The sequence below is a fragment of the Haladaptatus sp. T7 genome (genome assembly GCF_026008575.1).
Classification (GTDB): Archaea; Halobacteriota; Halobacteria; order Halobacteriales; family Haladaptataceae; genus Haladaptatus; species Haladaptatus paucihalophilus.
Map to the genome: position 1 here is coordinate 41155 of NZ_BROP01000004.1, position 17268 is coordinate 58422.

Below are 17268 nucleotides of genomic sequence, written 5' to 3' on the forward strand. Positions count from 1 at the left end.
TGGCCTCGTAAACTACCCCATACGCTCCCGAAAAGCGGGGATTGCACTGATTGATACGTGGTAACCGTCATACCTACCGAGCGATAGTTATCCGCGTATCTCCAACTCATTCGTATGGGGGACCGCGAAGACGAGGAGTTCGACCCGGAGCAACGTCATGCCCGTGAGGTGGCGACGAAGGCGGCAGAGGAGCGTTCCGATTTCCTCTCGTTGATACCCCACTACTACCGGGGCGAAGTCTCACAGATGTCCACTCGGTTGGACCGCTTGGACCTCACTATCGACTGGGCGATTGCCGTTATCGTAGCGATGCTCGCGCTGTCATTCGAAAGTACGGATAGTCCGCCCTATTTCCTGCTGATCGGGATGTTTGCGATGGTCATGTTCCTGCTGTTCGACGTTCGGCGGTATCGCACGTACGATGCGACCCGCTCGCGTGTGCGGATGATCGAAGAGAACATCTTCGCCAACGCGTTCGACCCGGAGGGCGCGGTCCACCGTGACTGGCGAGAAAAGATCGGCGCGGACCTTCGGAAACCGACGGTGAAAGTGTCGCTACGGGAAGCGATGTCACGTCGATTGAAACGGATCTACTTTCCGCTGCTCACGGTTCTCCTCGTGGCGTGGCTCTTCCGCATTACCGTCTTCGTCCCGAACGAGAGTCCGCTCGCGACCGCTGCCGTCCCGGGAATTCCCGGTGTCGTCGTCATCGGCGGTGTCTTTCTCTTCTATTTGCTAACGGCAGTCGTGACGTTCTGGCCGACCACGCGCGAAGCGAAGGGTGAGTTCCACGGCGAAGAGGCCGGTGACTGGAAAGCGGAAAAATGAGGACCGTATTGGACGGATGAGTGATTTGAGGAACTGGCCAAAGCGGCTAGAGGAGGGCGATGAGAAGTCTGATCGTTGCCGGTACGGTCGTATTCAGCACGCCCATGCCGAACCCGAGTCCCGTGAACGCGGCGAGGAGCGATACCTCGTCCCGATACGTCGATACGGAACTCCCGAGGGCGGTCAAGCGGATGACCGAGAGCGAAAAAAGACAGACGAAGAGGGCGACGAGGGACGCGAGAAGGTCGAACACGAAGTCGGACTGCACGCTCAAACAGTGATACGGGAGGCACCGTCGAGAGCGAGACCATCGTTTTACCACCGAGTGAATAGCGGAAGAAAAGACCGGAGAACACGGTGATTCCGACTGTCCCCAGTCGAAACGTTCGTCCCAGTGTGCGTTCGAATACCGTCGGCGTGTGCGTCAGTCCGACCGAACCGGCGTGGCCGAATCTCGTTCCTGGTTTCGCCTGAACACTCGCCGAGTAAGCCGACCGAGCGGGGTCAACGCTTCACTGAGACGGCCGGTGATACCGGTGGGGGTCGCGTAGACGATGACCGGGACACCGGCGGCGTCGGCCCGCTGAATGACTTGATCGGGAGTCGACCCGAGGACCCATCGTTTGAGCAACCGCGTCCGTGACGCCCCGATGAACAACGGGCCTCCGTTCTCGGCGGCGACGTCGACCACTCCGTCGGCGACGCTTTCGGCCGTGACCTCGTGGCGCTCGATGGCGATATCGGGTGGCAGTTCATCGAGGGTTTCCTGCATCTCCTCCGTCGTCCCGTTGTTACCGGTCGGGGTGACGTTGATGACGTGAACCGTTGCGCCCGCTTTCCCGAGCGTTCCGACGAGCGAGAGCATCGATTCGTGGTGCGGACCGCCGCCCACACCGACGTTGATGGTGTCGAGTTGCTCCGAATCCCCCATGTCGAAGTTCTGCGCGAACAGGACGTCACAGGGGGCGTTGTATTCGACCGACTCGGCGATTTCGTAGTGTTCCTCGGGATATCCCATCAGGATGAGGTCCACCTCGTTACTGCGGGCGGTCTCGTTGATATCGAACCCGACGTCCCGTGAGATGTGCCCGCCGACGGTATACTCGGCGTTCACGTCCACGGTGTCGAGCCGCTCCACGAGTCGGTCGGCTCGCTTTTCGGCGGTCTCTTGGACCATCTCGTACGGCGTCTGGTCGGGGATGTGTGTGACGTTGAGGACGTGAACGATGGGGTTTTCGTCGCGTGCGTTCGCCAGCGTCGCCGCCAATCGAACGTAGTCGGGGGCGCGGTTGATGCGCGCCATCGGTACCAGTACGCGATAGCGGTCTTCCGATTCCTCGCCTGCCGCCTCCACGTCGGTATCGAGTTCCGATGGCGTCTCCGCTCCGGCTTGACCGTCTCCGGTCGTCCCGAGCGGTTGCGTCTGTTGTTCGACGGCGTGCCTGACCAGTTCGTCCACGTTGGGCGCGCCGCCCCAGACGAGATACGCACCGATGAACAGCAGTTCGACGGCGACGCCGACCGCGATTCCCGTCGGCGGCAACTTGGCGATGAGCGCGAGATTGGCGACGATTCCCAACACGGGCAACCACGGCGAGAACGGGACCCGGATGGGCCGTTCGAGGTCGGGGAACCGACGCCGAGAGGCGATGAGCGCGACGTTGACGACCGCCAACGGGGCGAGCAGGTTCAGGTTCGCAAACCCGGTCAGCGCGTTGAGGCCGAGGTGAAGCGGGCCGACCCCGCCCTCGCTGGGAAACAGCGTAATGAAGGCGACGATGAGGGCCGAAATCACCCCCGTCGTCGTTATCACGCTCCAGAACGGGGTGGCGTACGTCGGATGAATGCGGCTAAACCGTCGGGGTGCTTGGCCCTGTTTCCCCATCAACGAACCGATACCCGACGCCGCCAGGATGGAGGCGTTCGACGCCGACACCATGCTGAAGATGGCACCGGCGACGATGAGCCACTTTCCGAACGAACCCAGGAACGCCGCGGCGACCTTTCCCATGGCGGTTTCGCCCTGCCGAGCGACTACCTCCGCGGGAATCGGCGAATTGACCATGGCGACGATGACGAAGATGTAGAGGACCGTCACCGTGAGAATACTCGCGGCGATTGCTTTGGGGACCGTCTTTCGCGGTTCGATGATTTCACCCGCACTGGCGGCGATGGCGGAGAACCCGAAGAACGTGATGAACGCGACCGCGGCGACGGAGACGATGCCACCGACGTCGTTCTGAAATCCGGTCGTGAACGTACCGATGGCTTCCGCCGGACCAGCGCTTCCGAAGGCTCCGCCGACGAACACCACCAGAACGGCCACCTTCGCGCTCGTTACGAGTACCTGAAACGTGCCGCTCTCCTCGGTCCCCTTCGAATTGAGGTATCCGAGGAGAATCGCGGTGAGAACGGCGATACCGCCGTGCGGAATCGGTATGCCGTGGGGAATGATGAACTGGTGAAACCACTCGCCCATGGTGGCGAGGTAGAACGCCGTGGTCGCGCAATATCCGAGAAACAACGAGGAACCGATGGCGAACAGCAATCGGTCCTCCTCGAACGTACGCGAGGAAAACAGATACCCGCCGCCGTTTTCGCTGTAGATGGAGGCGAACTCCGAGTAGGTGTATGCCGTGATACTTGCGATGACCGCCGCGATAACGAACGAGATAATCGCGCTGCTCCCCACCGCCGCCACCGCCGTCCCGGACAGCGAGAAGATACCGGCGGCAATCATCGTCCCGAGACCGAGCGCGAACGCAACCTTGAATCCGAGTGTACGGGTATGCTCGACCATTTTACGTGGTACCAGCGCTACTCAGATCCGATCTATCCTGATGCGTGGTTCGATCGCTATCGCAATTCAATTCGCTCGTGTCATCAGAAGAGAGGTGTCGCAACGATTTGTACTCTTGAGGGAGACTGGTTTCGGTTTTCGAACAATGTCGTCTCATAGTAAATCCTTTCAACAGAATGTGGTATTTGAGCGTTATACTCGATGGGGCTGCATATTCAAGCAGGTAATTCGACGTCCCGGATTGGCTCCACGATTCTCAGCGAATATCCCGGGATTCGCTTCCACACCTCTCTTGCACGGGTGTTTGAACCGGGCGGTCGAAAGTGACGCTTCGGACACCATGTCCGAGAGAAAAACAGAGATGAGTCGTTATCCGTGTTCGAGACGAAGGGATGGGTATGGCACAGATTACGGACCTCTTCATCACAGGGACCGGGTCCGAACCGATGCAGTCGGTCACGGAGGTACACGCGGTCGCCGACAGGGGACTCCGGGGCGACCGATATTTCAACGGAACGGGCTACTACTCCCCGTACGACGTCTGTCAGGTCACGTTGATAGCGAACGAAGCGATCGACGCAATCGACCGGGAGTTCGGCCTCGACCTGACGGCTGGCGAGCATCGACGCAACGTCGTCACGGAGGGCATCGACGTGCACGACCTCCTGAAACACCGCTTTCGAGTCGGTGACGCGCTGTTGGAGGGGACGAGACCGCGGCCGCCCTGTGCGCACGTCGAACAACTCAACGAACAGGAGGGCGTCGCCCGAGCGCTCAAAGACGGCCGCGGCGGGATATGTGCGGATGTAGTCGAATCCGGTCGGATCGGCGTCGGCGATTCGATTTCCGACATCGAGGCGATGGACAAGACGGCGAGCATCATCGAGCGACTCCGGTCGAAGTAGTCGGCGAACCCTCACCACGTCGGCCCGGACGGAAACGGACAGTACCACTTACTTGCGGGCGTCCGTAGTGAAGCCGGTATGACCGACAGTCCGCTCGACGCGACCATTCGCGTGGCCGAGGTGCGAGAGGCAAAAGCGTTCCCCGAAGCGGAGAAGCCCGAGATGGTCAAACTCCGGTTGGATGTGGGCGACGAATCGCTTCAATCGGCCGCACAGTTGGGGTATCACCACGATGTCGACGACCTCGTAGGGACGCAGGTGCTCTGTGCGACGAACTTGGGGTCGGTTCGGATCGCTGGGTTCGAATCGGAGGCGCTGACCGTCGGCGTCCCGGGCGACGACGGGAATCCGGTCCTCGTCACGCCCGAAAAATCGGTTCCTCCCGGGGGAACGCTCTACTGAATCGGATATCGCTTTTCCGTCAGCCCGCACCGTCGCGGAATACCGGTGAAGGCCGTGCGGGAGCCGAACGTTGATGGTCCCGGCATACGAGCGGAGAGCCATGGCGAGAGCGACCGTGTACGAGGACGTCGAGAGCGAGCGGGAACGACTGACATCGATGGCTCAGCGCATCTGGGAGACGCCCGAACTCGGTCTGCAGGAAGAGGAATCCGCGCAGGTGCTCATCGACCGGTTGATGGAGGAAGAGTTCGACGTCGAGGTCGGACTCGGCGGAATGCCGACGGCGTTCAAGGCTTCGTACGGAAGCGGCGACCCGACGGTCGGGATTCTCGGGGAGTACGACGCGCTCCCGGACCTCTCCCAGAAGGTAACGGCGGAACACGACCCCGTTGAACAAGGTGGGCCGGGTCACGGCTGTGGTCACAACCTCTTCGGCGTCGCCGGAGTCGGCGGGGCTATCGGGGTGAAGCGTGCCATCGAACGCGGCGATATCGACGGAACCATCGAATTCTACGGCTGTCCGGCGGAGGAGACGCTCGTCGGGAAGGTCTTCATGGCCCGCGATGGCGTGTTCGACGGCCTCGATGCGGCCATCACGTGGCATCCATCGACCCTCAGTACGCCCACGCTCGACCGGTCGCTCGCGCTGGACTCGATCCAGTTCACGTTCGACGGCGTTTCCGCACACGCGGCGGCGGCACCGGAATCCGGGCGCAGTGCGCTCGACGCCGTTGAACTCCTCAACACGGGCGTCGAATACATGCGGGAACACATCTCCGAGAAAGCCCGCGTCCACTACGTCATCACGGACGGCGGCGACGCTCCCAACGTGGTCCCCGCGAAAGCCACCGTGTGGTACTACGTCCGTGCACCCACGCGCTCCGAAGTCGAACAAATCAGCGACTGGCTGACGGACATCGCCGACGGCGCGGCCACGATGACGCAAACGGACGTGAACCGCCGGTTCATCACCGGCTGCTGGGACTTCCTTCCCAACCGTACCGTCACCGACGTCATCTGGGAGACCATGCAGGAAGTCGGTGAGATCGGGTACTCCGACGACGACAGAACGTTCGCGGGCGAACTCAAGGAGACCGTCTCCGACGAACGGATCGAGGCGAGTCTCGAAGACGTGCCCGAGGAGTACGCGGCGGAGATACGCGACGCGAACCTCTACGACGTCCCGGTTCCACCGCACGCGGAGGGTGACGTCGGCGGCGGTTCGACCGACGTGGGTGACGTGAGTTGGATCACGCCGACGGGTCAGTTCCGAGCGGCGACGTGGGCGGTCGGAACGCCGGGCCACACGTGGCAGGCGACCGCGGCGAACGGCGATTTCGGGAAACAGGGGGCCGTCTACGCCGCGAAAGTGCTCGGCGGAACCGCGTACACGCTCATCGAGAATCCGTCCATCGTCGCGGAAGCGAACGAGGAGTTCGACGCGGAAACCGGTGAACAGAGCTACGAGACGCCGCTTCCGCCGGAAACCGAGCCGCCGTTCGATAACACCGCGCCGTGAGGTGAGTCGAGGTCGGTGGTTGGCGAGGCGGACGCGCCCAGGGTCTACCGCTCACACGAATTTCGTCTCTCTCACAGCGGGGAACCAAAGCGCGAAATCGGTGGACTCCCCCCGGTCGACGTACCGAATCAAATATCGGTAGAATCGCATCTCGTCGTCGGTCCGCGGTCTCCGTAATTCTTAGTTTGGGATGAAGGAGCGTATCGAAAGCAGACGTCGGGTGACGTCTACCTCGTGGCGTGGACGACAGGCAATCATTCCTGACAACCTTGGTTGGATGACTATACGACGACGGTTCTACGTTAGTCATTCTCTCACATAATTCTTGCTATTAGACAGACGCACTGTGTATACTACCGTCCCACCCGGGACCCGAACGGCACTCAGCTCTCGACGGACGCATTCTTTAAAAAAGAGTTCCCATCTAGCCGCCGTACGCGGCGCTAATCGTCGGCCACAGCGGGTTCCGGATTCCCGTCGAGGAGTCGATTGAACGCATCGAGCATGACGGTGACGCTGGCGCGGGTGATGTCCGAATCGCTCGCGTTCACCGTCACCGAGTGATCGCCGTGCGATACTTCGACTTCGACGGTGACGAGCGCGTCCGTCCCCCCGGTAATCGCATCGACGTGATACGATTCGAGCGTCGCATCGATGTCGAGCGCCCGCCGGGTGGCGGTGATGGCGGCGTCGACGGGACCGCTCCCGACGCCACTCGCCACCTGCTCTTCGCCGTCGACGGCCAGTCGAACGCTCGCTGTCGGCGTCGCACCGCCGCTCGTCGCGGTGAGGTCCAGCAGTTCGACGCGCTGGTCTCGTTCGCGGCCCTGTACTTCGTCGGCGATGGCGAGCAGGTCGGTATCGGTGATACGCTTTCCGCGTTCGCCGATCTCCTTCACCTGCTCGACTATCGCGTTCAACTCGTCCTCGGTCACGTCGACGTCGTGTTCGTCGAGTGCCGCACGAACACCCGCACGTCCGGCGTGCTTTCCGAGAACGAGTCGCCGCTCGCGGCCGACGGCACTCGGCGAGTACGGTTCGTACATCGCGTCGTCTTTCAGCGTCCCGTCCGTGTGGATGCCCGACTCGTGCGTGAACGCGTTCTCTCCGATGACGGCTTTGTTCGGCGCGAGCGGAACGTCGGTCGCCGTGGCGACCGTCTGCGCGAGGTCGTACAACTTCTCGGTCGAGACGGTCTCGACGTCGTATCCGTGGTCGAGCGCCACCGCGACTTCCTCCAACGCGACGTTCCCGGCGCGTTCGCCGATGCCGTTCACGGTGGCGTGAACGAGGTCGGCCCCGGCCGCGACGCTCACCAGCGCGTTCGTGAGCGCCAAGCCGAGGTCGTCGTGGGTGTGGGTGCTCGTGGGACCGAGCGGAGCCAATCGAGAGATGACGTCCGCCGTGCGGTCCGGCGTCGCGTGCCCGACCGTATCGCAGTAGCAGATGCGGTCGGCACCGGCGTCGAGGGCCGCGCGCATCAGTCGTTCGAGGAAGTCGAGGTCGGCGCGTGACCCGTCCTCGCCGAGGACTTCGACCCACAGGTCGTGGTCCTTCGCGTATTCGGTGAGACGGACCGCGGTCTCGACGACATCGTCGCGCGTCGTGCCGACTTTCCCCTCGATGTGGCGGTCGCTCGCCGGGACAACGAGATTGACACCGCCGACGCCGCAGTCGAGCGCCAAGTCGATGTCGCCCTTGATACCGCGAGCGAAACTCGTCACCGTCGCGTCGAGGCCGAGGTCGGCGACGCGCGAAATCGTTTCTCTCTCGCCCGCTCCCGTGCACGCACTGCCCGCTTCGATGACGCCGACGCCGGTCGCATCGAGTTTTCGTGCGATTTCGGCTTTGTCCGTCGGCGTCAGTGAGATGCCGGGCGCTTGTTCGCCATCGCGGAGCGTGGTATCGAGGAACTGTACGTCAGAATCGGAAGGTGGAGTTTGTTCGGGGAAGTCCCCGAATAAATCGATCCCTGGTCATGATAGCCAGTTCAGTGTGCTACCCAGACCCATATAAGGTGAGTGAGACTGGCAGATATTGTGGTTTGTAAACGACAATGACAATCCTTGCGACATAATCGCCGGTTGTGGAATACGGCGCTTTTCGTCCGCCACCGGTGCCGAACCGGGTACCCGAGGAGTAGTCCCAAGCGGTCCAATCGTTCCGATAGTTGAAACTGTATCAGCGGCAACTTTTATCCATATTCGGAGAGAGACAACGGTATGGAAGATGTTTTGGTAGGGCGGCTCATGTCTACCACGCTTCAGACGGTAACGCCCGAAACGCTCGTGGAAGAGGCGGCACAGAAGATGCTTTCTAACGACGTGGGGTCGGTTATCGTCATCGACGACGAAAATCACCTCGAGGGTATCCTGACGACCACCGATTTCGTCGAAATCGTGGCCGAACGCCAGCCCAAGGACGAAACGCCCGTCTCCGCCTACATGACTGCCGACGTGAGTACCGCGTCGATACAGGATTCGATTCGAGAGGTCTCCGACCGCATGGTCGAAGGCGGATTCCATCACATGCCCGTGGTCGACGAGACGGAGGGCGTCATCGGAATGATTTCGACGACGGACCTCACTGGGTATCTCTCGCACGTACAAACGCCGAGCCCATCCCAAACGGATTCGGCGCAGTGAAGTAACGCGGTACGGGAATCGTCGAACAATCGCATCGTCGAACCCGCGACGACGGGAATTTCACGCTGGGATATCTGCCGCCACGGTCGTGTCCCGTTCGTCGGTCCGCGGAAGGGATACGAACGGGCCGAATTCCCCTCCATTCGATAACGATTCACTCGAATGGCAGTCCCTGCCGTTACCAACGTTATTTAGTCTCCGTCCCTACGACGGGTCAGTATAGGATGGTACAGGCTAGCGTTATTGGGTGTGGAAACATGGGGGGTGCCCTCGTTCGGGGACTCTCCAGAACTGGAAACCATTCCGTGGTCGCATACGACGTGGACCCGGACGCCCTCGATGCGGTATCGGGGCACTGCTCGGAAACGACGACGGATATCGCGGTGGCGACCGAGCCGGAGATCGTGTTCGTCGCGGTCAAACCCGATTTGGTCGCTGACGTCGTTACCGAACTCGACCTCTCCCCGGAACAAACGCTACTCTCTATCGCCGCGGGTGTTCCGATGACGGCGCTCGAAGCGAGAACCGACGCGACGGTCGTTCGTCTGATGCCGAATCTCGCGGCCGAGTCTGGAACGATGGCGGCGGCGGTCGCCGGGGCGGAGATCTCCGATGACGTCGCGTCGCTCCTCGAAGACCTCGGCGTCTTCGTCGAGATCGACGAAGCGCAGATGGACGTCGCAACCGCCGTCAACGGCAGCGGACCCGCGTTCGTCTTTTACCTGCTCAACGCGATGAAGTGGGCTGGCGTCGAGAGCGGCCTGCGTCCGGAGGACGCGACGGTACTCGCCGCACAGACGTTCAAAGGGGCCGCCGAGACCGTGCTCCAGTCCGACGAGAGTATCGAGGAACTGATAGACGCGGTGTGTTCACCGAAAGGAACGACGATAGCGGGGATGGAAGTCCTCCGCGACAGTTCCGTGGAAGCAACGATTGGGGAAGCAGTGGCGGCGGCGGAAAATCGCTCGAAGGAGTTGGCACCCGACTATGACGACGAATGAGGCTAGAGAAACGCGGGACCTGGAACGCGCGAGACGGAAGGCGGCGACGGCCGACCGAATAGTCATGAAGGCCGGGACGAACTCGCTGACGGACGAGACGTCGAAGCTCGACGACGAAAAGCTCGACAAACTCGTGGACGACGTGATGACGCTCCGTGAGCGCGGGCGGGAAGTGCTCTTCGTCTCGTCCGGTGCCATCGGTGCCGGGAAGGGCCGGGTCGGGTATCCGAACGATACCGTCGAGGAATCCCAAGCCCTGTCGACCGTTGGCCAATCTCACCTCATGCGTCGATACACGGAGAGTTTCGAACGCTACGACCAGAAGATCGCCCAGATTTTGGTCACGCAGAACGACCTCGACAGCGCGGAACGGTTCACCAACTTCAAGAACACCATCGAAACGCTGCTGGAGTGGGGTATCGTCCCGATAATCAACGAGAACGACGCGGTGGCGACCGAGGAGATTCGAATCGGCGATAACGACATGCTCTCGTCGTCGGTGGCGGTCGGCGTGGACGCGGACCTGCTCGTCACGCTCACCGACGTCGGCGGCGTCTACACCAGCAACCCGAAGAAGAATCCCGCGGCGGACCGCATCGAAGCGGTGGGTCGCAACTACGGGGACGTACAGGAGATGGTCGACGAAAGCGCGACCGCCAAGTTCGGCGGCATCCAAACGAAGGTTGCGGGCGCACACTCGGTGAGCGAGCGTGGTATTCCGGCCATCATCGCGCGGTCCACGAAGGAGGACGTCGTAGACCGAATCGTAGACGGAAACGCGGTCGGAACGATATTCATTCCGGAAGACGGAGCCAACGATGACTGAAAAATCGACGGAAACGAAAGTGGCAGAGGCGGAGAGTGCCGCGCTGAAACTCGCGCAACTGTCCGACGACGAGCGGTCGGCGGCGCTGAACGCGATTGCCGATGCGATTATCGAGCGAAGCGACGAGATACTCGAAGCCAACGAACGGGACGTTAGCGAGGCGGAAGAACTCCTCGCCGCGGGGGAGTACAGTCGAGCCCTCGTGGACCGACTCGAACTCTCGCCGTCGAAGCTCGATAGCATCGCCGAGATGGTTCGGAGCGTCGCCGCCCAGGACGACCCGCTGGGGGAGACCCAAACGGCGCGCGAACTCGACGAGGACTTGGAACTGTACAAGTGCACCGTTCCCATCGGCGTCATCGGAACCATCTTCGAATCGCGCCCCGACGCGCTCGTCCAAATCGCCGCCCTCGGCCTCAAGTCGGGGAACGCGGTGATACTGAAGGGCGGCAGCGAGGCGAGCCATTCGAACAGGGTGCTCTTCGAAATCATTCGGGAGGCGACGTCCGAGATGCCCGACGGGTGGTCTCAGCTCATCGAGGCGCGCGCGGACGTCGATGCGCTGCTCGACATGGACGACGCCATCGACCTCCTCATGCCGCGGGGCAGTTCGGCGTTCGTCGAATACATACAGGACAACACGAGTATCGCCGTCCTCGGCCACACGGAGGGCATCTGTCACGTCTACGTGGACGACGCGGCGGACCTCTCGATGGCGGCGGACATCGCGTACGACGCGAAGGTGCAGTATCCCGCCGTCTGTAACGCGGTGGAAACCCTACTCGTCCACGAGAGCGTGGCCGCGGAGTTCCTGCCGAAAATCGCCGAGCGGTACGTGGACGCGAACGTCGAGATGCGAGGCGACGAGGCGTCCCGTGCAATCGTCGATATGGAACGGGCGGAATCGGACGACTGGGCGACGGAGTACGGCGATTTGGTCGTCGCCGTCAAAGTCGTGGATTCGCTCGGCGAGGCCATCGACCACATCACCACGTACGGGTCGAAACACACGGAGTCGATAGTGACCGAGGACGCGGAGCGTGCGAGCCGTTTCATGCGCAGTCTCGATTCGGCGAGCGTGTTCCACAACGCCTCGACTCGGTTCAGCGACGGCTACCGGTTCGGACTCGGGGCCGAAGTCGGAATCAGTACCGGAAAGATACACGCGAGGGGACCGGTCGGCCTCGAAGGCCTGACGACCTACCAGTACTACCTCGAAGGCGACGGACAGGTCGTCGGAACCTACGCTGGGGCGGACGCCAAGTCGTTCACGCACGAGGATTTCGACGGGTCGTGGACTCCGGGGTCGCTATCCGACCGATAGCGAACCGATAGCGCCGGAATCGGAGTCGAAACGGTGATTTTTCGGGCTCTCGCTCACTGAAGCCGCATTTGTGCGGCGCGCTTGGCCGCGACATCGGCATTTCGTCGCTGATGACTCTCGCGTCGGAGCGGCCGACCCTCCCCACTCTCGTCCCCGACTGTTCTCTATTTCTACAAATCTTTATACTGATAGCTGTCCTATCTATAGTTGGAGAGGCGAGGGGCGCTCACCGGGGGTACCGACGAACGACTGGTCATCTGGGGGCAAGACGACCGCTATGAATCCGGCCGTTGCGTACGGTGCTTCCGTGAGGTCCCATCGACTTTCGTATTCCGTCGCGCGATTCCGCGACGAATTTCACGCGTTCCTACTCGGTAGGGGGGTGACACAAATGAAAAATGAAAAACAAGATGTGGGGTCGGAGTACGACCGTGGCTACGACGAGGGGTACGAACGGGCATCGCGCCGCACTCGGCGGTCGAACCGCCGTGGAACGCTGTCCATCGTCATCGGAGCGATTGGCGCTCTCTTGCTGGCGATACTGGTGGTTCTGGCGCTCTTCCTGGGGGGGATTTGGCTCGGCTCGCTCGTCGCCGACCAGCCAGCGAACGCACCGGTCACGCCCGTCGTTCCGGCGGGAACGGGAGTCACCGGCGACGTGACGGTGGTAGAAGGAGACACGACGGTGACGGTTGCTGGGACCGGGGTCGCGAACGTGCCGATACCCGGCAGTGGGCACATCGCTATCATCGTCGAACCGACGACGATAACGGTCCCGACGAACGGTGACGTGTCGTTGATTTCGATCCGAACGGGCGGCGTTTCCGTTCGCTGGTAACCTCTGCCCCGATTGTCGAACGACTCAAGAGGGGGTAAGCGGTGTACCGTAGGTTGGTCGTCCGGTCGGCACGCATCATCTCGGATGGGGGCCGGTTCTCGGAATCGTCGATCCCTTCATCTCGGACATCCAGTCCGGGTACTCCTTGCGTTCGGTTCCGTCGTATTCCGGGTCGCCGGACATCGCTTTGATGGCGCGGGCGTCGTCGAGATTCCAGACGGCACCGTCTTCGTGAAAGAGGCCGTTCACCACGCCTTGGCGACGGAAGTGGAGTTCCGAGGCCGGCCGTAGCATGAGCGACCAGAAGAAGTTCCCGACGTTCGCTTCGTGAATGAGCGGGGCGAGCGACGAGTAGTCCGGGTAACGTGCTTCGCCAGTCACGTCCGCGAAGAACCCTTCTCCCGGTCGCACCCGCTGCCATTCGGAGAGCCACACTTGCTTTCCCTGTCTGGATTTCGTGAGCGCCGCCTGTTCGAGCACTCGCCGAAACAGCGCTGGGGTCTGTGCGAAATTGTAATGGAATTGGAGAATGTCTAACCCCCAGTCGAGATAGTCGGTGTTGTTCGCGAGGCTCGTCGACCCCATGGTGAGCGGAATCGACCCCCGATAGTGCGTCATCATCTTCGCCATTCCCTCGACGAACTTCCGAGACGACCGCTTCCACCCCGGTTCGTTCGAGAGTTCGATGGCGAGCAACCGTTCGTCGTCTCGGTACTTTGTCATGAACCAGTAGATGAAGTCGCGCGGATTCCCCCAGAGTTCCTTGTCCAACATCGTTCTCGTCGATGGGGAAAACGTTTGGACGCCTGTGAGAAGGCCCATGTCGTACAGATTCTCGAGGGTCGGCTCTTCGCCGATACTGTCGAACAGGCCGAGGAGGACTTCGATGCCGTACGAGTCGGCGGTTTCGAGAAAGTGTTCCAATCGCTCTTCGTGTGCCGTACGGTCTTCGAGCCAGAACTCGTAGCTCAACCACGTTCTGATGGCGTTCAGGTTCAAACTGGCGGCGTACCCGAGGTCGCGCTCGATAACCGCGGGGTCGTACTCGTGCCACATCTGGTACCGGTTGAACGCCCGCGTCGGGATGTAGATGGCCCCGCGGACGTCCACCGGGTCCCGATTCGATGCCAGTTCGCGCGACGAAGCGTTTACACCCTGTGTGCGACCCGTTTCATCGGCCGACGAGACGGACCACGCGTTACAGCCAGCGAACCCGATGGAAGCGGAGGTTGCACCCACTTGGAGGAAACGACGGCGGGAAATCCGGGAATCCATTCGTAGAAGGTCGATTGTCGAGTCGTATGATAAAGACTGTGCCCGATGGTTATGATTTTATACATCGCTGAGTTGTGTTCCTCCACGTCCACGTGATAGGAGGTCGAGTAAACGTGGACGCGTACGACGCGAGTCACGTATGCGGACGAATCCGAACGACCAGCACGCCCGTATTTTCGTACGAGATTTCGTATTGGTCACTTCGTTCGAGCGAACGACGCATACGGCTCGATTGTACGGTGGAAACTCCCCGTACCGTGTACTGTCCTTTCGGGATATAGAGGTACGCCGGGTGACGGCCACTCGACCGGAGGGCATCGGTCAGGCAACGAGCCGTGTCGCAATCCGAGAGACTCCGATAGGCGTCCATCTGCCGTTGATACGCCGCGGGCGTCTTCCATTCGACGCCCCACGGACCGACGAGAATCGTTCGGTCGGTGAAGTACGGGAACCACTCCGCGGCGTCACCGATGACCACGAACTCCGCATCGGATGGCGTCTCCGACTGTACCCACGTCATCGCCGACGTGTCCTCGCCGTCGATAAACGACGGCATCGGGTCGTGATTCGTGACCGACTGATTCGCGACGAACATCCCACCGAGACTAACGAACAAGCAGAGGACGACCGCGGTAACGGCGATCTGCGACGTGGCAGTCCGTTCCGACCGAAAGAGACGAGCGTGAATAGTTGGCATCACGTCGGTCACCCCGAGCGTGAGAATCATGACGCCCGGTATGAATGCGAACCGTATCTCGTCCATCAGAAAGACGGAAACGCCGAACCAGAGGGGAAGGAAGTACTGTTTCCTCCGAACGAAGTAGTAGATGCCGAAGGTGAGAAGCACGTACCAGACCAAAATAACGGGGAAACCGGCGAACGGGTCGCCAAGCCGGTCGAGAAATACCATCACGCCCGCTCCGAGTCCACCGTGCGTCCCTGCCGCCGATGTGAACACGTCGATGCCGTGAGTCGAGGCCACTCGAACGAGCCACGGGCTTGCGATTAGCAGTCCACCTCCGGCGACGACGAGTCCCCGCCCGAACCCGTCGAGCGACCGGTCCTCTCGGAGGAAAAAGAGGACGTAACTGGCCGCGAAAAACATCGAATACGTCGGATGAGTAAGCACCATCAGTCCGAACAGGACGGTGCCGACGACGAGTGAACGGCGGGTCCGATAGCGAAACAGCCGGATACCGACGTACAACCCGGACAGGAGGACGAAAAACGCGGGTGCTCGAACGATTCCCCCGGCGGATAGATGCCACTGGAGAAGCATCGGCGTGACGGCAGCGATGATCGCCGCAACACCCGCCCGTTCGGACGACGGGAGGAACTCGCGGGCGAGATAGAAGTACGGAACGAAGGCGATGGACGTCACCATCGCCGGTAGCACGCGCGAGATCTGGAACGGACTCACGCCGAGGTCGAGGAGGATGGCGTTGACGTAGAACGTGAGGGGAGGATACGCGAACGGAACCCCACTTCGCGTATAGCCCATCACCCGGTCGGGAAACGCGTAGTTCCCGCTCACGATGGTTTCGGATGTTTTGAGGAAGAGTCCGGCACCGTACGCCGGATAGCGATGCGTCAGGAGATAGGCGGTGCTGACGAAGACGGCAGTCGTGAGGACGAGGACGACTTTTCGGTTCCCCCTGAACAGGGTAGTCGCAAAGAGTTCGTACGACTTTCCGAGGATGTATTCTATACTTCCCGTCCGTTCATCATCGTCGCTTTCGATATGGCTCATTGAAGAAGCGGGTTAGTGTATCGGAGAGGGCTACCGAACGGTATATGAATTGTGGCCACTCACCGGAGGAGCGACACCCGGCGAGTATTTTTACGGCAGGAGCGAGAACGGCGGGTCTGTGACCAAGACAATCGTCGTCACCGGCGGAAACGGCCGGGTCGGGCGTGGCGTGCTGGCGTACCTGAACGAGGAGGGATATCGAACCGTGAACCTCTCGCGTGGCAAGCGCGACGAGAACCACTCGGACGTCTATCTGCGGACCGACTTAGTGGATGCGGGGGAGGTCTACAGTTCGCTCGGGAAGAGTGACGCCGATGCGGTCGTGCACTTGGGCACGATTCCGACGCCGGACGAAACGCCCGGATACCGAACCTACGAGAGTAACGCCATGTCCAGCTATCACGTTCTCGAGGCCGCGGGTGCGTTGGGAATCGAGACGGTGGTACTGGCATCGAGTTTCAGTGCTATCGGTGGCGGATTCGAGCCCGAGGGAATCACCGTCGATTATCTTCCGCTGGACGAACACCACCGCCTGACGCCATCGAACCCCTACGGATTGGGAAAACAGACGGCCGAAATCGCGGCCGACGGGTTCGCCCGTCGCGTCGAAGACCGGCCTCGGACGATTATCTCCCTGCGGTTCCCGTGGGTGGTCGACGATAGTCTCGCCCGCGAGACGTTCGTCGAGGCCGACCGAACCCTCGACGGAATGCGAAACTCCGACAACTTTCACACCCAGCGAAACACGCTGTTCACGTACGTTCACCTGTCGGATGCGGTCCAACTCGTCCGTCTGGCCGTCGAGGCGAGCGTTCGAGGCCACGAACGCGTCTGGGTGTCTGCGCCCGATACCAGCGCCGAGACGCCCACTCGTGAACTCATCGAGGACGTTTTCCCCGATGTCGAGGTTCGTGATGCGCTCGGCGATGACGACTACTCGTCGCTGGTCGATACCGGGAAGGCAGACGACCTGTTCGGCTGGGAACCCGAATGGAGTTGGCGACAAATCGAGTGATGCGGGTGTGAACCTCTACCCATTGTTGTCCGTTCCGACTGTACTCTCCGGTTGACCTCCGAGGGGTGACAAAAACGCTCGCTGCGAGAGCGAACGCTCTCGACAAAGACTATCCGCCGTTCGTCTCCGGCACACAGTAA

15 protein-coding genes are annotated in these 17268 nt (G+C 61.3%); 10 read left to right on the forward strand and 5 right to left on the reverse strand.

Translation table 11 applies throughout. From position 1 onward, the window contains the following. Nucleotides 1-114: 114 nt before the first annotated feature. Nucleotides 115-828, forward strand: a complete 714-nt coding sequence (locus tag OPC11_RS12140; RefSeq protein ID WP_007983045.1) for a DUF2270 domain-containing protein — start codon at nt 115-117, stop codon at nt 826-828. A 46-nt stretch (nt 829-874) separates the two neighbouring features. Here OPC11_RS12140 and OPC11_RS12145 read toward each other — a convergent pair whose 3' ends face one another. Both OPC11_RS12145 and OPC11_RS12150 read right to left on the reverse strand, forming a co-directional pair. Next, a complete protein-coding gene (locus OPC11_RS12145) occupies nt 875-1096 on the reverse strand; it encodes a hypothetical protein (RefSeq protein WP_264782280.1) in 222 nt (73 codons plus the stop codon). Nucleotides 1097-1252: 156 nt separating this feature from the next. Beyond that, nucleotides 1253-3628: an amino acid permease gene (locus OPC11_RS12150; RefSeq protein WP_264782034.1), complete on the reverse strand. Its 2376-nt coding sequence runs from the start codon at nt 3626-3628 to the stop codon at nt 1253-1255. Between the two features lie 392 nt (nt 3629-4020). Between OPC11_RS12150 and OPC11_RS12155 the strand changes: the two genes are divergently transcribed. The 3 genes from OPC11_RS12155 to OPC11_RS12165 all read left to right on the forward strand — a co-directional run bounded on the left by OPC11_RS12155 (nt 4021) and on the right by OPC11_RS12165 (nt 6454). After that, nucleotides 4021-4533 (forward strand): MOSC domain-containing protein, encoded by a 513-nt coding sequence (locus tag OPC11_RS12155; RefSeq protein WP_264782035.1) that lies wholly within the window; start codon nt 4021-4023, stop codon nt 4531-4533. A gap of 78 nt (nt 4534-4611) precedes the next feature. Continuing rightward, a complete protein-coding gene (locus OPC11_RS12160) occupies nt 4612-4935 on the forward strand; it encodes a tRNA-binding protein (protein WP_264782036.1) in 324 nt (107 codons plus the stop codon). 100 nt (nt 4936-5035) lie between these two features. Next, complete coding sequence (locus OPC11_RS12165; RefSeq protein ID WP_264782037.1) at nt 5036-6454, forward strand: amidohydrolase; 1419 nt, start codon at nt 5036-5038, stop codon at nt 6452-6454. 443 nt (nt 6455-6897) lie between these two features. Here OPC11_RS12165 and OPC11_RS12170 read toward each other — a convergent pair whose 3' ends face one another. After that, a complete protein-coding gene (locus tag OPC11_RS12170; protein ID WP_264782281.1) occupies nt 6898-8424 on the reverse strand; it encodes a (R)-citramalate synthase in 1527 nt (508 codons plus the stop codon). A gap of 252 nt (nt 8425-8676) precedes the next feature. Between OPC11_RS12170 and OPC11_RS12175 the strand changes: the two genes are divergently transcribed. The 5 genes from OPC11_RS12175 to OPC11_RS12195 all read left to right on the forward strand — a co-directional run bounded on the left by OPC11_RS12175 (nt 8677) and on the right by OPC11_RS12195 (nt 13088). Beyond that, nucleotides 8677-9099: a CBS domain-containing protein gene (locus tag OPC11_RS12175; RefSeq protein ID WP_069451446.1), complete on the forward strand. Its 423-nt coding sequence runs from the start codon at nt 8677-8679 to the stop codon at nt 9097-9099. A 224-nt stretch (nt 9100-9323) separates the two neighbouring features. Then, nucleotides 9324-10100 (forward strand): pyrroline-5-carboxylate reductase, encoded by a 777-nt coding sequence (gene proC, locus OPC11_RS12180; RefSeq protein ID WP_264782038.1) that lies wholly within the window; start codon nt 9324-9326, stop codon nt 10098-10100. Next, a complete protein-coding gene (gene proB / locus OPC11_RS12185) occupies nt 10087-10926 on the forward strand; it encodes a glutamate 5-kinase (RefSeq protein WP_264782039.1) in 840 nt (279 codons plus the stop codon). The genes proC and proB overlap by 14 nt, the downstream gene beginning before the upstream one ends. Next, nucleotides 10919-12250 (forward strand): glutamate-5-semialdehyde dehydrogenase, encoded by a 1332-nt coding sequence (locus tag OPC11_RS12190; protein ID WP_264782040.1) that lies wholly within the window; start codon nt 10919-10921, stop codon nt 12248-12250. The genes proB and OPC11_RS12190 overlap by 8 nt, the downstream gene beginning before the upstream one ends. 391 nt (nt 12251-12641) lie before the next feature. After that, nucleotides 12642-13088: a hypothetical protein gene (locus tag OPC11_RS12195; RefSeq protein WP_264782041.1), complete on the forward strand. Its 447-nt coding sequence runs from the start codon at nt 12642-12644 to the stop codon at nt 13086-13088. Between the two features lie 75 nt (nt 13089-13163). Here OPC11_RS12195 and OPC11_RS12200 read toward each other — a convergent pair whose 3' ends face one another. Next, nucleotides 13164-14363, reverse strand: a complete 1200-nt coding sequence (locus OPC11_RS12200) for a glycoside hydrolase (protein WP_264782042.1) — start codon at nt 14361-14363, stop codon at nt 13164-13166. Between the two features lie 133 nt (nt 14364-14496). Further along, nucleotides 14497-16113: a glycosyltransferase family 39 protein gene (locus OPC11_RS12205; RefSeq protein WP_264782043.1), complete on the reverse strand. Its 1617-nt coding sequence runs from the start codon at nt 16111-16113 to the stop codon at nt 14497-14499. A gap of 118 nt (nt 16114-16231) precedes the next feature. On the opposite strand from OPC11_RS12205, the gene OPC11_RS12210 reads away from it, so the two are divergent. Further along, a complete protein-coding gene (locus tag OPC11_RS12210; RefSeq protein ID WP_264782044.1) occupies nt 16232-17128 on the forward strand; it encodes an NAD(P)-dependent oxidoreductase in 897 nt (298 codons plus the stop codon). Nucleotides 17129-17268: the final 140 nt, after the last annotated feature.

Excerpts from the sequence above, each read along its gene's own strand:
- OPC11_RS12140 (WP_007983045.1), top strand. The coding sequence starts at position 115 with ATGGGGGACCGCGAAGACGAGGAGTTCGACCCGGAGCAACGTCATGCC.
- OPC11_RS12150 (WP_264782034.1), bottom strand. The coding sequence starts at position 3,628 with ATGGTCGAGCATACCCGTACACTCGGATTCAAGGTTGCGTTCGCGCTC.
- OPC11_RS12155 (WP_264782035.1), top strand. The coding sequence starts at position 4,021 with ATGGGTATGGCACAGATTACGGACCTCTTCATCACAGGGACCGGGTCC.
- OPC11_RS12160 (WP_264782036.1), top strand. The coding sequence starts at position 4,612 with ATGACCGACAGTCCGCTCGACGCGACCATTCGCGTGGCCGAGGTGCGA.
- OPC11_RS12165 (WP_264782037.1), top strand. The coding sequence starts at position 5,036 with ATGGCGAGAGCGACCGTGTACGAGGACGTCGAGAGCGAGCGGGAACGA.
- OPC11_RS12175 (WP_069451446.1), top strand. The coding sequence starts at position 8,677 with ATGGAAGATGTTTTGGTAGGGCGGCTCATGTCTACCACGCTTCAGACG.
- proC (WP_264782038.1), top strand. The coding sequence starts at position 9,324 with ATGGTACAGGCTAGCGTTATTGGGTGTGGAAACATGGGGGGTGCCCTC.
- proB (WP_264782039.1), top strand. The coding sequence starts at position 10,087 with ATGACGACGAATGAGGCTAGAGAAACGCGGGACCTGGAACGCGCGAGA.
- OPC11_RS12190 (WP_264782040.1), top strand. The coding sequence starts at position 10,919 with ATGACTGAAAAATCGACGGAAACGAAAGTGGCAGAGGCGGAGAGTGCC.
- OPC11_RS12195 (WP_264782041.1), top strand. The coding sequence starts at position 12,642 with ATGAAAAATGAAAAACAAGATGTGGGGTCGGAGTACGACCGTGGCTAC.
- OPC11_RS12200 (WP_264782042.1), bottom strand. The coding sequence starts at position 14,363 with ATGGATTCCCGGATTTCCCGCCGTCGTTTCCTCCAAGTGGGTGCAACC.
- OPC11_RS12205 (WP_264782043.1), bottom strand. The coding sequence starts at position 16,113 with ATGAGCCATATCGAAAGCGACGATGATGAACGGACGGGAAGTATAGAA.